Source organism: Marinobacter sp. (genome assembly GCF_039977835.1).
Classification (GTDB): domain Bacteria; phylum Pseudomonadota; class Gammaproteobacteria; order Pseudomonadales; family Oleiphilaceae; genus Marinobacter.
On record NZ_JBDWCL010000009.1, the window covers coordinates 1 to 15768 of the forward strand.

At 56.9% G+C, this 15768-nt stretch carries 14 protein-coding genes; 10 read left to right on the plus strand and 4 right to left on the minus strand.

Features of this window, described 5'->3' with window-relative positions; all coding sequences use genetic code 11:
- From ABJM11_RS03915 to ABJM11_RS03935, 5 genes are all read left to right on the plus strand, one after another.
- On the plus strand, positions 1-1618 hold a 1618-nt coding region (locus ABJM11_RS03915), incomplete at its 5' end, for a type VI secretion system tip protein TssI/VgrG (RefSeq protein ID WP_348292939.1).
- Positions 1611-2393 carry a DUF4123 domain-containing protein gene (locus ABJM11_RS03920; RefSeq protein WP_348292941.1) on the plus strand — a complete coding sequence of 261 codons (783 nt, stop codon included), beginning with the start codon at positions 1611-1613 and terminating at the stop codon, positions 2391-2393. The genes ABJM11_RS03915 and ABJM11_RS03920, both read left to right, overlap by 8 nt.
- 14 nt (positions 2394-2407) lie before the next feature.
- Entirely contained in the window at positions 2408-7255 is a 4848-nt protein-coding gene (locus tag ABJM11_RS03925) for an RHS repeat-associated core domain-containing protein (RefSeq protein WP_348292942.1), read from the plus strand.
- 17 nt (positions 7256-7272) lie between these two features.
- On the plus strand, positions 7273-7629 hold the full coding sequence (locus ABJM11_RS03930) for an SMI1/KNR4 family protein (protein WP_348292943.1): 357 nt from the start codon (positions 7273-7275) through the stop codon (positions 7627-7629).
- 23 nt (positions 7630-7652) lie between these two features.
- Complete coding sequence (locus ABJM11_RS03935; protein ID WP_348292944.1) at positions 7653-8021, plus strand: hypothetical protein; 369 nt, start codon at positions 7653-7655, stop codon at positions 8019-8021.
- Here the strand turns inward: ABJM11_RS03935 and ABJM11_RS03940 are convergent.
- The 3 genes from ABJM11_RS03940 to ABJM11_RS03950 all read right to left on the minus strand — a co-directional run bounded on the left by ABJM11_RS03940 (position 8018) and on the right by ABJM11_RS03950 (position 10270).
- A complete protein-coding gene (locus ABJM11_RS03940; RefSeq protein ID WP_348292946.1) occupies positions 8018-8581 on the minus strand; it encodes an RNA 2'-phosphotransferase in 564 nt (187 codons plus the stop codon). The genes ABJM11_RS03935 and ABJM11_RS03940 overlap by 4 nt on opposite strands.
- A gap of 301 nt (positions 8582-8882) precedes the next feature.
- A complete protein-coding gene (locus ABJM11_RS03945) occupies positions 8883-9518 on the minus strand; it encodes a hypothetical protein (RefSeq protein ID WP_348292947.1) in 636 nt (211 codons plus the stop codon).
- A complete protein-coding gene (locus ABJM11_RS03950) occupies positions 9506-10270 on the minus strand; it encodes a transporter substrate-binding domain-containing protein (protein WP_348292948.1) in 765 nt (254 codons plus the stop codon). The genes ABJM11_RS03945 and ABJM11_RS03950 overlap by 13 nt, the downstream gene beginning before the upstream one ends.
- A 170-nt stretch (positions 10271-10440) precedes the next feature.
- On the opposite strand from ABJM11_RS03950, the gene ABJM11_RS03955 reads away from it, so the two are divergent.
- Positions 10441-10911 (plus strand): hypothetical protein, encoded by a 471-nt coding sequence (locus ABJM11_RS03955; protein WP_348292949.1) that lies wholly within the window; start codon positions 10441-10443, stop codon positions 10909-10911.
- An 87-nt stretch (positions 10912-10998) separates the two neighbouring features.
- Here ABJM11_RS03955 and ABJM11_RS03960 read toward each other — a convergent pair whose 3' ends face one another.
- Positions 10999-11928, minus strand: a complete 930-nt coding sequence (locus ABJM11_RS03960) for a DUF1853 family protein (protein WP_348292950.1) — start codon at positions 11926-11928, stop codon at positions 10999-11001.
- A 31-nt stretch (positions 11929-11959) separates the two neighbouring features.
- Here ABJM11_RS03960 and ABJM11_RS03965 point away from each other — a divergent pair, with 31 nt between their 5' ends.
- From ABJM11_RS03965 to ABJM11_RS03980, 4 genes are all read left to right on the plus strand, one after another.
- The gene (locus ABJM11_RS03965; protein WP_348292951.1) at positions 11960-12400 is read left to right on the plus strand and encodes a VOC family protein; all 441 of its coding nucleotides are present in this window, start codon (positions 11960-11962) and stop codon (positions 12398-12400) included.
- Between the two features lie 98 nt (positions 12401-12498).
- Positions 12499-13905, plus strand: a complete 1407-nt coding sequence (locus ABJM11_RS03970; RefSeq protein WP_348292952.1) for a mannose-1-phosphate guanylyltransferase/mannose-6-phosphate isomerase — start codon at positions 12499-12501, stop codon at positions 13903-13905.
- 48 nt (positions 13906-13953) lie between these two features.
- A complete protein-coding gene (locus tag ABJM11_RS03975) occupies positions 13954-15363 on the plus strand; it encodes a hypothetical protein (protein WP_348292953.1) in 1410 nt (469 codons plus the stop codon).
- Positions 15335-15712, plus strand: coding sequence for a hypothetical protein (locus tag ABJM11_RS03980; protein WP_348292955.1), 378 nt, complete (start codon positions 15335-15337; stop codon positions 15710-15712). Before ABJM11_RS03975 ends, ABJM11_RS03980 begins: the two co-directional genes overlap by 29 nt.
- Positions 15713-15768 lie beyond the last annotated feature (56 nt).

The window sequence follows — 15768 nt, forward strand, 5'->3', positions numbered from 1 at the left end:
CCGGGAAAGCGACCTGGCTTTTATCGAACGGCTGGCGGCCGAGGAAGGCTGGCACTACCGTTATAGTCACGGTGATGTGGAAGGCAACGACCAACCCGCCCTGATCATCGCCGACCACCACGGCGACGCTCCCAGGCTTGAGCTTGTGGAATACAACGGCAAGGCCGGCGGCAGCAGCCGCCAGAGCGCCGTCTTCCAGTTCAGCTACCGGGAGCGGATCAAGGCCGCCTCCGTGGCCATGAAGGACTACACCTTCAAAAACCCGGCTTACGCATTAATGCATGAACAGCAGGCCGACAAACTGAAAGGCCAGCGCGAAGACTACCAGCACTACGACTACCCCGGCCGCTTCAAACAGGACGCCAGTGGCCAGCCGTTCACCGAAAACCGTCTGGATGCCCTGAGAAACGACGCCACCACCGCCAACGGCCAGAGCAACCGCCCCGACTTCACCGTGGGTGCCAAGGTCGAGCTCACCGAACACGACAACCCGGCCCTGAACCGGGAGTGGCTGTTAACCAGCATCGCCCACACCGGCGAACAACCCCAGGCCCTGGAAGAAGACGGTAACAGTGGCGCTACCACCTACCACAACGCCTTCAATGCCATTCCGGCGGACCGCACCTGGCGCCCCCAGGTGGACCACCGGCCCCTGATGGACGGCCCCCAGATCGCCATCGTTACCGGCCCAGAAGGCGAAGAGATTCACTGCGACGAACACGGGCGGGTCAAAGTGCGGTTCCCCTGGGACCGTTACAGCAAAAACGACGAACACAGCAGCGCCTGGCTCAGAGTCAGCCAGGGCTGGGCGGGCGGCCAGTATGGCTTCATGGCACTCCCCAGAATCGGCAACGAAGTCATCGTCAGCTTCCTGGACGGCGACCCGGATCAGCCCATCATTACCGGAAGAACCTATCACGCCACCAACACACCGCCTTATGCGCTGCCGGAACATAAGACCCGAACCACCCTCAAGACCCAGACCCACAAGGGGGAGGGCAGTAACGAACTGAGATTCGAAGACGAAGCGGACAAGGAACAGATCTACATCCATGCCCAGAAAGACCTGGACCTGCTGACGGAAAACAACCGTACCGAGGTTGTTAAAAACGAAAGCCACCGAACGGTGGACAACAACGATTTCAGTCACATCAAGGGCAATGACCACTGCACCGTGAATGGCGAGAAGCGCGAGACCATCGGCGGCGACTGCAGCGAGAACATCGGCGGCACCTTCCACCAGAAGTCTGCCCAGGGCACCCTCAGCGAAGCCGGCACCGAAGTACACCACAAGGCCGGTGCCAAGGTAGTACTGGACGCCGGCGCCGAACTCACCATTTCCGCCGGCGGCAGCCTGCTGAAACTGGACCCGAGTGGCGTGACGCTGGCGGGCCCGGGCATCAAGATCAATTCCGGTGGGGCGCCCGGCAGTGGCTCGGGGCAGGGTGTTGTGATGGCGGAAATGCCACAGGACCTAGAAGGGCTTATACATGAAGCCGTTCAACCTGCAAGGCTCGCGGAAATGCCTCTTACCGCCCCCCAGTTCAATAACCTGATGTCGGATGCACCGTTCTGCGAAGAGTGTGTGAAGTGTCGTGACGGGGTCTGTGATGTCTGAGCCGTGTGATTTCCGGGCACAGTTGCAGGTTGCCAGCCAGCCAGCGGAAAACCCGAGTTCTGTGTACCTCGTCCTGAGCGGCACCAGTGCAGCCAAACCGGTACAGCACTTCTACGCAACCGATGGCCTGACGGCCCTCCCGCTATTTCAGGGCACCCAATATGCGGGCTGGCACGAAGTGATGCCCTTCCTCGTCCAGGTGACAGACACAAGCGAGTTCCTCGACTGGATTGGCGAAACTGACAGTGTGGATTGGGGATGGGGGCTCGTCAGCGATGCCTCCCTGGAAGAGGTGTTTGGGCATATTCGCAGCCTTACAAAGATTGTGCTGCCGGACGGGAAGGAGGTGTTTTTCCGCTACTGGGACGCCCGCTATCTTGGCGCCATTCTTTCGGGAGTTGACGATATCTGCCGCGCCAGACTGATGGGTCCTGCGCACGCCGTCGTTCTGCCGGACGGCAAGGTGACACATCATCCAGGCACGCCGGACCATTCAACATCACCGCCAGAATTTCCGTGGTTTTCCCTGCCGGCTGAAACCCTGGAGAAGATTGCCGTTCTCTGTTGGGAGTGTCTGGTGGATAACACTATTTCCGCCCTCAGCAAGAAGAAGCACTCCCCGCTGAACCAGTACCCGCAGCCCATCGCCCGCCAGAAAGTCGAGCGCCATTTGCGCCGCCTGACCGGCGGTGAGGTTGTTACCGAGCTCTCTTCGGAGCACGTGCAAACCATACACAATGCCCTGCTGCGTGAGGCACCCAAGGGCGTACACTGATTGAGGATGAATCAATGATCGAGTCACGGACGGCTCTTCAGACTTCAGAACAGACATCCGACGCGCTTCCGGATATCAATGCCATTACCCGCGAGCTGCGGGAATCCCTCACGGCAACCTATGACGAATGGCGTGATGGTTGGTTTTCTTCCGTTTTCATGGGCCATGAGCAGGTTCTGGAGGTAAACGGCGAGGGCAATCGTGAGGATGTCAGTGAGGACGAAGTGGTGTCGTCCACGGTGGCTCCCTGCGAAGAAACCCGCAAGATCAAGATTGCCCACTTCCATGAGAATGTAAGAAAGACCCCGATTCCCTCCACGCGCTTCGAAATCCAGGAAAATACCGGCTGGGTATTCGATAGCTGGGACACCATCCATAGCAGCACCACGGATGAAAACGGCGTCGCGGAAGTGCCGGTGGCACCGGGCAAGGAATACCGGGTTGTGATGTCCCCCGACGTCTCCCAGGCGGACCTGGACGCGCTCTATGATACCTACGAAGGCTTTGTAGAGCGGTGCTGCGCTTTGTTGGAGAACACCTGGAATAACGGCGCCCGCCAGGAATGGGAAAGTTATCTGTCGATGAGTTCCACTGAGCAGTCGCTAGCCGTCTACGGTCGCCTGCAGGAAGGTATCGCGGATGGATTCACAGGGGTACTGGATGATATACGCCGCATCTACGACGTGATTTGTGGTTTGCTGGACTACGACTTCAGTAACCTGCCGGAAGACCTCCAGGAGCAGATGGAAACCCTGAAAAAGGCCGACGACGCCTATCTCAAGGCGTGCCTGGTCGCCAACGACGAGATCTTCCTGTTCCTGGTGATGTACACCGTTCGCCAGTATTTCCGCCTGCTGTCGCCAACCCAGGTGGCAGAAGTGTCCGGTGAGCTGGTAGGGCAGATCCTGTTCGATGTGGTTGTCGGTCTCATCATTACCGGCGGCGCCGGGCTGGCCGCCAAGTATGGCGCGCGCATCGGCAGCAAAGCGGCTGCCAGCGCCATGAACGTGGCGGACAGCGCCCGTACCAGCAAGAACATCCTCGGTGAATTTCTTGGCCAGTTCGCCAAAGAATTCCAGGATTTCATGGAGGATATCAGCACCAATCACCGCACCATCCAGGTTGCCGGAGGCAGTCGCCTGAACCCGTCCAACACCCAGCGCGGCCCGGAGGTTCGCAACCGCAACGCCATGTACCAGCAGATTGCTGATGATGACGAGGTTGTGAACTTACAGTCTGGTGGCCGTGACCATGCCGCAGCCAGCGAGACCAGCAATGCTCCCGTGCGGGACGAGCCGTCGCCCTCTGAAACCGACCAGGGCCGGGTTACCCGGGACAACGAATCCACGGCAAAGGTGGAGGACCCGATAAGCACGGTTACCGGTGAAGAGGTGCTTGAGCTGACGGATGCGCGGCTCAGTGGTCCGTTGCCCTTCGAATTCAAGCGGGTGTACCGCTCCGGCAGCAGTGACCGCCGCCTGGACATGGGATACGGCTGGCGCCACAGCCTGAACCACAGCCTGAGTTTTGATGGCAGCGGCGTTACCTGGCACGACCACGAAGGCAAGAATACCCGCCTGCCAGAGCTCGACAGTGCCCCCTTCGGGACCAATTCCCAGACCGGCATGGCCGCCTGGAAAGAGGGCGAGCAGATTGTTACCTGCGCCGGGGAAAAAGCCCCGCGCTACCACTTCCGCCGGGAGGGCGACCGCGGCGTTCTGGTGCAGATTTCCGACCGCTATGGCAACAAGTTGCAGGTTGGCTATGATCTCCACGGTCAGCTCGAACGAGTAACCAGCGAGGCGGGCGATGCCCTGGCCTTCGAATTTGACGGCCCATATCTCAGGGCCGTTACCCGGCTGCGGCGCACGCTCGCAGACACTGGCTACCAATGGCATACACTTCGGACCGAGGGCCGCTACGAATACGATGACAGCGACGACCTGATTGCGGCTGAGGATGCGGTCGGTGGTATCGAACGCTACGGTTATGACAACCACATGCTGACCAGTCGTCAGCTTGCCGGTGGCTACAGCTTCTATCTGGAATGGGATGAAGCCTCGCCCAAAGGGCGCTGCGTTCACCAATGGGGCGACAGCGCCCAGGTTGATACCCGGTTTGAATGGGATGACGACAATCACACCTGCACCGTTAGCTACGTCGACGGCAGCAAGGAAATCTGGCATTACGATGGTCGCGCCCAACTGCAGGAAAAGATCGACCCGGACGGCGCCAAACACATCAGCGAATACGACGAGAAAGGCCGCCTGCAAGCCACTGTTGACCCCATGGGTGCGCGTACCGAATATCAGTACGACAAGAGTGGCCGGCTTCAGGGCAAAACTGGCCCGGACGGACAGCCCGTCCTGTTCACCTACCGCAAGGGGCGGATCGCGGAAATCCACCGCAATGGCCAGACCTGGGCGTTCGATTACACCCGCCACGGCGACCTTTCCCGCGAGACCGATCCAAAGGGGCGCGTAACCCGCTACAGCTACAACCCCCAGGGCCAGCTCACCCAGGTCCACCTGCCAGACGGACGAACCCACAAATGGGGCTGGAACAGCCACGGCCAGTTGATCGAGGAAACCACGCCCACTGGCGCTTTCTACCAATACCGGTACGACGAATTCGGCCAGCTGTTGGCCAAGAAAGATGCCCGCGGTGCTATTACCCGTTACCAGTACGATGGCCTGGGGCGGGTGACGGACGAAATTCTCTCCGGCAACCGGCGCCGACAGTACCACTACAATCACTACAACAAAGTGACGCGCTTTGTTGACGAGAAGGGTCGGGAAACCCGCTACGAGTACGGCAACAACCTACACCTGCTGACCCGACGCATCAACCCGGACGGCAGCGAACTGCGCTACCGTTATGATCATCACCGCTTCCTGCTCACCCACATCGAGAACGAACGGGGTGAAGAATATGGCATTGATTATTACCCGAACGGTCTGGTCAAACAGGAAACCGCCTTTGACGGCCATCGCACCGCCTACCAGTACGACCTGAACGGCCACCTGATTGAGAAGGCTGAGTACGGAACTGCCAGCGATGTCCTGCAAACCACGGCCTATGAGCGCGACGAACTCGGGCAGTTACTGAAAAAAGTGTTGCCAGACGGCCGTGAAATCCAGTACGGCTACAACGCCGACGGCAAGCTTACTGCCGTGGATGACGGGCACTGGCCGCTGGCTTTCGAGTACGACGAATTTGGGCTGTTGAAGACAGAACACCAGGGCTGGGCAACCCTGCAATATCGTTACGATGACATGGACCGTCTGAGCGGTATGGTCCTGCCCGATGGCCAGGCACTGGCCTACCAGCACGACAAATCCGGCCTGCTATCAGGCATCGACCTGAACGGCCAACCGCTGACCCGCCATCGTATGGCGGCCACCGGCGAGGAAATCGAACGGCAGCAGGGCGACCTGCTGAGCGCCTACGTCTACGACGAAGAAGGCCGCCTGACCCAGCACCGGGTTCACCAGGGCCGTATCAAGGACATCGCCGCCCAGCGGGATTACCAGTACGACCCGAACGGCAACCTCAAAGCCATCCAGGACAGCCGCAAAGGCCTGCGGGAATACGTCTACGACCCCATGGACCGGCTGGTTGGCGTGCGCGGTGACCTGTACGAACAACTGATCCATGACCCGGCCGGCAACCTGCTGGAACAGAGCCAGAGCCCTGCCAGCGGAAGCAGCGCAAATGTACGCGGCAACCGCCTCACCATGCACGGCGACTGTCACTACGAATACGACGACTTCGGCAACCTCACCGAAGAACGCCGGGGTAAGGATCAGAAACTGGTTACCCGCTACAGCTACGATTGCGAACACCGGCTGACCAGCGTCACCAAACCGGACGGCAGCACCTGGCACTACGAATACGACGCCTTCGGCCGCCGCATCTCCAAAACCAACGGCCTGACCCGGACCGAATTCCTCTGGCAGGGCGATCGCCTGATCGCCGAGGAAACCCGCGATCAGTACCGTACCTACATCTACGAGCCAGATACCTTCAAGCCCTTGGCCCTGTTAGATGGCTACGGTCCGGAACAGGCAAACATCTATTACTACCACCTGGACCACCTGGGCACACCCCAGGAACTGACCAACGCCCAGGGCGACCTGGTCTGGTCAGTGACTTACCGCGCCTACGGCAACGTAGTCCGCGCCCTGGTCAACGAAATCGACAACCCGATTCGCTTCCAGGGCCAATACCACGACCCGGAAACCGGCCTCCATTACAACCGCCACCGGTACTACAACCCCAACACCGGCCGCTTCCTGACCCCGGACCCGATCGGGCTTGCGGGTGGGTTGAATAACTACCAGTATGTTCCGAATCCGACGGGGTGGGTGGATCCGTTGGGGCTGGTGTCAGAGCTGAAAAATGGGCCTGATAAATCTATTAGAAACTCCATACAAACTTTTGATCCTAGGGACGTGGCGTTCTCTCAGAATACGGTTTCTTTTCATAAAATCGATAGAAAGACAGGTCAAACTTATACTTTTGATGATTTGGTTGAAAGTATGAGGCTAAATGGCTGGCAAGGGGACCCGGTTGATGTAGTGCGGATGCCCGATGGTGGTATCACTAGCATGGACAATACACGAATTTTGGCAGCGCGTCGGGCAGGTATAGATATACATGCAAGGGTTCGATCACTTAATGAAGAGCTAACACCTGGAGAGGTAATGCGGTTTACTAGAACAAATAGTCCTGAGCCAGCAACTTGGGGAGAGGCGATTCAATATCGTATTGAAGGCCAGGAGGGAGAGTATTATCGAGGAAGTTTCTGGCAAGTATTTCCTCGAGGCTCTCTATATGACCCCGAATTAACATATAAGTGATAATGGGATCTAGTGTTATGTATTTCATTGAAAAAAATGCTGTTAGTAAGGATTTTTCGTACCCGGATGACTATGTAAGCTTCGTTAACTCATGTCGGGAGCTCGAACGTCCGTGGTGGTTGCTTGGTAAACGCCCAAACTTCACAATGCGTTGTTTTAAAATACTAAATGAAGATTTGAGTAGTGAAAAAACTTTAATTCCTTTTGCTAAATCTGATGATAGTGGAGATATAGCCTGTTTTGACGGGGATGATAGCACTGGTAATCCAAAGATTTATTTTTACACTGGAGAGAGTGATCTCCGGTATGTTAATTGGGGCAGTAGGTATTCTATTGATAGTTTCAGTGATTTTTTGTCATCAATTGGTAATTAGTGTGTTTTAAAGATATTTCTCTAATGAATAATTGCAGTCTTGATCAATTGTTTACTCGGTCTGAGTCTCCTGGTTGGTTTCACTACCCGGAACAGTTTTTGCGGATAGTTGACCAAGGGTTATTGGACTTTGATCCTTGGATTATTTTACAAGGTGAAAGGCTTCGCACTCGGTTTAGAGGTATAAAGGAGCGTTATCCGGAAAGGCAGTTGGTACCATTTGCCCGTCGCGAGGACAACGATGATGTCGCTTGTTGGGAAAAGGGTAGAGCTGGTGTTGTTATTATCCATGACTTCGCCAGCCCTGGTTATGAGCTCAAGCAGGAATTGGCTAGCTTTTGGGATTGGCTAAGGAGTGCTTTAGAAGCAACAATAGAGTACGAAGGTAGCTAAAAATCTCCTCTGTTATAAAACCACAAAAATTCTGGCGGAACATGGTCAGTAAGCCATACTTGGTTATCCGAAAGATAGAAACTGTAGCCTTGTTTAAACATGTTTTCAGCATCGATTTTCAAGATAACAGGCTTGCCATACCGTTGGCCTACAGATGTGGCAATGTCGATATCTGTAGACAAATGGACGTGATGCCGTTGGCCTGGTTTTAACCCTTCTTGATTGATCGAATTTAAAAAGCGTGTAGCAGTGCCGTGAAACAGTTCTGGGGGAGGCTCACTCTGTATCAGCTTTAGATCAACTTCAACTGAGTGGCCTTGGTTAGCTCTTATTTTTTGCTCGTCATCTGAAATCTTAAACCGTTGTTTGCCACTAGTTTCAACAACTTTTTTTATCAGTGCCTCCGAAAGGACAATTTGAGGTTTCGCTTTGTTAATTAGCTCTGAGATGGATGCCCAACCATCAGGGTCTAAGAAAACTCCGATATCCTCGGGACAATGGCGAAGAACATAGCTGAGAAATTTACTGGTTCTTTCTAACTCGGACTTGGAAACCCTCATTGGCTCTTCTGTGCCCCTTTTCATATGTATTTGCAGTTCCAGGTTGGAGAAACGTGGCTAGAAACACTGATTTGACTCGTATATTTTCTCATTCTACACACCGCACCCTGCTCCCTTCATCACCTATCGAGCCGGAAAATCCGGAAGCGAGGTTGTAATCAGTTGCCAGATGCCGAAATGAGGCGGGTTATGAATAGCAGGGTAGCGTAAGAGCCGCCCCCTAAATTCGGATCTTGTGTTTCTCAGAGGTATCAGCAAACAGACCCATGAGATTCAAACCGAAGTGCAAAGGGGAGTGGGATCAGACTGTTATAGCACCAAGATGCCACAACAACCGGTCCAGACACCGGGCTCTCACCGCCGGATGCACTTTGGCTTCGGGGTAACACCTCACCAGCTCGATATGAGAGACCGCCTCGGAAGCGGGAAAATCGACGTTTTCGATCAATTGTCCTTCGTCATTCGACCAGACTCTGTTGCGGTCGGATTGCCTGTCGGATCCCAGGGGATCTCCCTCGGCATAAACGTTCAGGCAGCGCTTTACGTTCGCAGGTAGTTTTCGCGGATTCGATCCCCAACGGGTGGGCACCAGTCGGCCCAGTCCGCCGGCCGCAATGGTCACCAGTAGCGGAACCTCAATGCCTTGGCTGGTTAGCTCATGGGCCACTTTGACCGCCTGGAAACCACCCTGGCTGAAGCCAACCACCGCAATGGGCCGGCCGGTTTTGGCTGCACTGGCAAGATCGCTCGCGATCCGGCGGGCAGGATAGACATGGCCATAAACCGTCGTGTCTTCGTACCCGTAAGCTTGCAGAAACTTCGCCAGATGTTTTTCCATCAGCTCACGGGCGAACAGGCCATGAATGGTGGCTATGCGCGGGCCTGAATATTCCGGATGGAGCACCGGATAGCCCGGCTGCTTACCTACTCCCCACACGTTGAACCCTCATCCTCAACCACCAGATACCGAACTGGCAAATCTGGCAGTGAGGAGTCAATTAATGACTCCAGCCGGCCGGATTCGCGCAGCTCGCTCAAGCCGTTATTAAACTCTTTCAGATATCGCTCGTTGTCAGGTACCCGCCGGGACAGAATCAGGTAAAGATAGTCTGACTGCAACGGAGTGGAGTGAAAGGTAATCTTGTCTTCCAAGCCCAGCTCCCGCAGCATTTTGATGCCAACCGCCGGCTCCATGGGAAACAGGTCGATACGGCCTGCGGCCAGCTTGCGGAAGTTGGCTATGTCGGATGTGGTCTTTTCCGCATTAATGGTACCGGCGGCAACCGCTTCCTCGAAGGTTTCACCGTAGTTGTAGTCTTGGGTGAGGCCGATGCGATAGCTTTCCAGGTCCACTACCCGGCCCCAATCAAAGTCCATGCTCGTGCGGTGGAACAGAACATAGTGGTGGGCAACGATGGGGTCGCTGAAAAAGAAACTCCGGATCATTTCCGGGCGACAGGTCCAGGCTACGGAGCCGTCCCAGAGGCCTTTCTCAGCGAGCATCAGGGCCCGGGACCAGGGAAAGAAGCCGTAAGTTACCGGTGTGTCCTGTTTGGCAAAAGCGAGGGTTACTATGCGCGAGATTACCCCGAAGTGGGGTGGGTTGTATTCCATGTACGGCGGCCAGTGCCCAGAGGTGAGCCTGACGACCGTTTCTTTTTCATCGGCGTGAAGGTTGAGGGGGATCATGCAGGCTATTGCAGTGCCAAGTAGTACCCTGCGGAGTTGATTCAGCAACCGTCTGTGAGCGTGCGATCCATGCGGAGACATCTTTTTTTATCCAGAACGGGAACAAATAACAGTTTCGTGTTCAGAGATTAGCATGCGCCCGATTCTTTACAACTGATACGCATTCGCGGGTGCCACGGGAACGACTGACACAGCACAGGTGTTTCCACCTGGCCATCACACTCATCTGGGCTGAAGTGATCATTCACGCAGGTCTCGGCATCGTGCTCATCGGTTGGGAGAGTGGTTTTCACTACTACCTGCTGATGTTCATTCCTGCGCTGTTCGTGAGCATGCAACCGCGAGCAGCGGTAGTGGCGTTGGCAGGGTTATGGAGCTACTACGTTTCGCTCCATCTGTTGATGTGGTTTGTGGAACCGCTGCAGCCCATTGCGCCCGGTGCACTGCTTGGCGTTTACCTGTTCAACCTGAGCGTGGTGTTTGCCATGTTCGGTTATCTCTCGTTCTTCTATCTCACCATGGTGACAGCGGCCAACAGAAAATTACGGCGAATGGCCACAACGGACTCGCTAACCGGCCTCTTCAACCGCCGGCATATGACCTACCTTCAGCGCCGGTGTCAGCGAGTTTCGGGGGACTGACGATCTGAATTCGGCCATCAACAGGGCTGATCGTGCGCTCTATCTCAGCAAGGAACGTGGCCGCAACCGGGTAGAACTGGAAGCCGTCTAGCTCCGGTTCTGGCTGGATGAAGCGGGCCAGCTACCCGGAACAACGAAAACGCGTGATGTTTCCTGCCAGTAACCGTCAATCTGAGATCGCTCCAGCCTGGCAAACAGGCGGGGAATGCCGGCTGATCGGACAACCTCCAGTGCCTGCTCGGTCTGCCGGGCGTCGGGAGCCTGCCTCTGCCGCCACGGACCGAGCCAGTGCGGTTTGGTCAACGGCACCCATCGCTCTGTGCTGTTAGTCATTCCGTCCAGGTCCTCAATGTAGAGCCAGTTTCCCCGGAGGTGGTCCGGTGGTACGTCAGCGGGCGCTAGCAGTGTTTCGGCCAATGGATAGAAAAGGTAGCCGGGCATGAAGACCCGTGGCCGGACCGGTACCTCAATACCCAGTGACGCCAGCAGCTCACGGGTTTCGGGTCTTTGCGTCATCCGGCTCTGATGGTCGATCAGCCGCCGGGTTTTAATATCCAGGCGATCCTTTGAATTGGGCCCGAACCAGAGGGGTGTCTCCTGGCCAGCCCCACGGTGGCCAAGGTAGAACTTCACGGCAATCTCATGGTGTTCAACGGTATCGTTTGCCGGGTTGACGACGAGAAAGTCCAGTTCACCCAGGGTGATGCCGTTGTGTCTGACGGGCTGGTTCTTCAGCAGGATTTGCCATCCCAGCAGGTCTTCCATAAAGCATTGGTACAGGCGCTCGAAATATTGCCCCAGGCGGCGGGCCGGTTGCTCTGTCAGAGCGGCCGGGCCGGTGCCGGGGTTATTGTCCCAGGCCTGTAGTCGCTGCTCTGCATCTTCTGGCAGATGTTTTTCCGGAATAAATCCTGTCGGGGAGCTGATAAGCTGGGGGGTATGGCACATCCACGCCAGGTGGCGCACGGCTGGAACGCGGTATTGAAGATGGGCTGTGGTTTCAGGGCGTTGGCTCATGACGGCAGCATAACCCAACAGGAGACGCAAAATGCAGTATCTTCACACCATGATCCGTGTAAGTAATCTGGAGCAGACCCTACACTTTTTCTGCGGCCTGCTCGGTATGGTTGAAATTAACCGCAAAAGCAGCGAGAAAGGCCGCTTTACCCTGGTCTTCCTGGCAGCCGCTGAAGACGAGGCGCGGGCCAGGGAAGACAAGGCTCCAATGATCGAACTGACCTACAACTGGGACCCCGAAGACTATTCGGGTGGCCGCAATTTCGGGCACCTGGCCTACCGGGTGGACGACATCTATGGGTTGTGCAGTCACCTGCACGCCAACGGCGTTACCATCAACCGTCCGCCCCGCGATGGTCATATGGCTTTTATCCGGTCACCGGACGGCATCTCTATCGAATTACTCCAGAAAGGCGAATCCCTGCCCCCGAAAGAACCCTGGGCGAGCATGGAGAATACCGGCACCTGGTAACCGCTGTAGCCAAGGTGAAACCGGTTTAATTGCCGCCAGCGGGACAACCCGGCGGCCTTTGGGGTAAAATTCGCGAAAATTCAAGACAAGGACGACCTATGCTCGCAGTGATTCTTTCTGGTGGTTCCGGCACCCGCTTATGGCCGCTTTCCCGGGAAGCCTATCCAAAGCAATTTCTGCCGGTAGTCTCTGAAGAGACCCTGCTGGCGGAAACGATTGACCGTGGCCTTGCCATCGATGAAAAAGCCAGGGTAATGGCAATCACCAACGAGGAACATCGATTCGTTGTAGCCGCCCACCTGCAGGCTCAGGCACCAGAGCGCAGCGCCGGTATCATTCTTGAACCGGTCGGACGCAATACGGCGCCGGCAATCGCCCTGGCGGCCCTGGCGGCTGCCGAGGAAAACCCTGAGGAACTGCTGCTGGTAATGCCCTCAGACCACGTGCTTAAGAATCAGAAAGTGTTTCGCCAGGCTGTCAGCCAGGGCGCGGAAGCGGCCCGGGCGGGAAAACTGGTCACTTTCGGTATTGTGCCCAGCGCACCTCACACTGGTTACGGCTATATCAAGGCGGGCCAGGCTCACGGGGGCTTTAATGACGTGGCCGCCTTTGTGGAAAAGCCGGATGAAGAAACCGCCCGCCAGTACCTGGAAGAGGGCGACTATTTCTGGAATAGCGGTATGTTCCTGTTCCGCGCCGACCGTTATCTGCAGGAGCTGGAAAGCCAGCAGCCGGATATGCTCAAGGCCTGCCGGGCAGCCTGGAAAGAACGTAATGCCGACATGGACTTCACCCGGGTGGGGGCAGAGGCCTTCAAGGCATGCCCCGACGACTCTATCGATTATGCCGTGATGGAGAAAACCCATGACGCGGTAGTGGTGCCTCTGGATGCCGGCTGGTCAGATGTCGGTTCCTGGTCTGCGCTCTGGGATATCCAGCCTCACGATGAGAACAATAACGTGTGCCGGGGAGATGTGATCACCGAAGACGTTTCCGGTTCCTACATCCACTCCGAAGGTCGCCTGATTGCCGCGCTGGGCATCACTGACCACGTCATCGTTGAAACTGATGACGTGGTGCTGGTGGCCGACCGTAACCGGGTCCAGGAGGTGAAAAAGCTGGTTGCCCAGGTCAAGGCCCAGGGCCGTCACGAACACCGGTTCCACAAGAAGGTACATCGTCCCTGGGGCACCTACGAGGGCATAGCCATGGGCGAGCGCTTCCAGGTCAAGCGTATTACCGTCAAGCCCGGGGCGTCCCTGTCACTACAGAAGCACCATCACCGTGCTGAACACTGGGTGGTGGTCAAGGGAACGGCAACGGTCAATCGCGGCGACGACGTGTTGCTGCTGACGGAGGACCAGTCCACCTATATACCCCTGGGCGTCACGCACCGGCTGACCAATCCGGGCGTGATTCCCCTGGAGTTGATTGAAGTGCAGACCGGCAGCTACCTCGGAGAGGACGACATCGTGCGTTTTGAGGACACCTACAACCGGGTCTGATCAGATCGGCACCAGGAAGGTGCCATTGATAAACACAAGGAGAAGTGAATGGAAGACTGGCAAGGATGCCTGAGCCCCCTCTGTCAAACCGCACTGCAAAGGGCCCGGGACAGCGTCGCCCAGCGCGGTGGCTACGCCATCACCGTAGAGGATTTCCTGCTGGCGCTGCTGGATGGTGAGCCCGCTATAGGCGATTTCCTCCGTGGTTGTGGCGTCGACCTGGATGAACTGACCCGCACGATTCAGTGTGAACAACCTATTGTCACCGAAGTGGGGGGCGAGGGCCTGTTGGCCTCGCAACTCATATACTGGTTCTCCTGCGCCCGTGAACTGAGTGACGCCCCCTGGCTTGATTGGCCTATCCTGTTGTCGGTACTGACACGCAACACAGAACGTCTGCAGGAAAAAGCCTATGTTGCGGTGCTGGAACTGGTGAGCCGTTGGCCTGCAGCCGATGAAAGCCTGCGCGAGGCTGCCGGCCCCGCCGGCCCCGGCGATTCACCTGTGGTGATCACTGATCTCGAATGGCTGTCTCTGGCCGAGGACGTGGCCATTACCCTGGCCTCGGTTCCCGGTGCGCTGGTGTGGGTCCGTGGTGCAAGGGGCAGTGGCAAAACCAGCTGGTTGCAGGCGCTGTTGCCGTTTCTGGACTCGGGATTTGTCAGGATCGACCTTCGCAATGAAGCGGAAGTGATGACAAACGACAGCCCGTCACTACCCGCCTCTGGCACAGATCGAAGACTCTGTCCCGCGCTGATACTGGATAACATATCGCCGGTGGACCTGGTTGCCATGATGTCGGCAGAACTCAGTCTGGCCCGAAAGCTGGTCACCGGCTACCCGGGCCCCGTCATCCTGCTGGGGCCGGATTCACCAGGTGTTGGGAAAGCTGTTGAGCAGCTGGAACAGGCGCTGGGAAGGGATTTTGATATTTTCGATATGCCCGCTACCAGCCCGGCACAGAAGGCGGCCATTCTTACAGCTCACCAACCTGCCATAGAGCGGCACTGGAACATCGAACTGTCCCAGGCACTTATTCGCCATGCGGCGTCGAGCAGGAGCCAGTTGGTGGGTAATCCGGGTGGTATGCTCCAGTGGGTGGAGCGGGCGGCTGCCAGGCTAAAACTGTTTGCAGAACGCGGCTCCGTTGAAAGCCTGGCTCTTGCGGGGACCACAGACACGTTGAGGCGCCAGGCGCTGGTGGCAATGGCGCGACAGCAGCCACTGGAAGACTTGGAGCAGTCCCTCGAAAGCGCGGCTATTGAGCGGGCAGCGGTGGAAGTGGCGTGGCATGAACGCAAGGCGGAGGGAACGCTTCGCACACTGAAGGTGGAAGACCTTCGCCAGGAACTGGAGCGCTGGGTTGCAGCGCGTCCCGGCCCGGTCCACTATGTTGTCCATTGTGACCAACCGGTGGGAGAAACAGAGGGTGCGGGATCTCGAAATCTATATTCGTGACCTGGAGTCATCAGCCGTATCAGACTGGCTAGCCAATCATCTCGATGAGATTGAGCTCGCAGATGATTCGCAGGGCGACCGGGCAGTGAAGGGCAGGGCGTGGTACCGGGGGCATAGTGTTCGGGTCAGTCTGTACCCGGGTGCCGGCGGCAAACGCTTCACGTCAGTCATTCTGGAAGGGGAAGATTTGCCCTGGGCTTCGGATCTGGACTGCGCGCGCAGTGCGTGGCGTGCCATGGATACCGAGATTCGCTGCAGCCCTGGCGACTGGAAGGAAGGCGAACCGGTAGAAGACGAGCGTTGGTGGCGGCTGGATCAGCGGGGCGAACAGCTGGCAGTCTGGAACTGACCGAACGAAAGAGGGGTAGCCATTGGCTACCCCTCTTTCGATGCAAGGTACCGAAG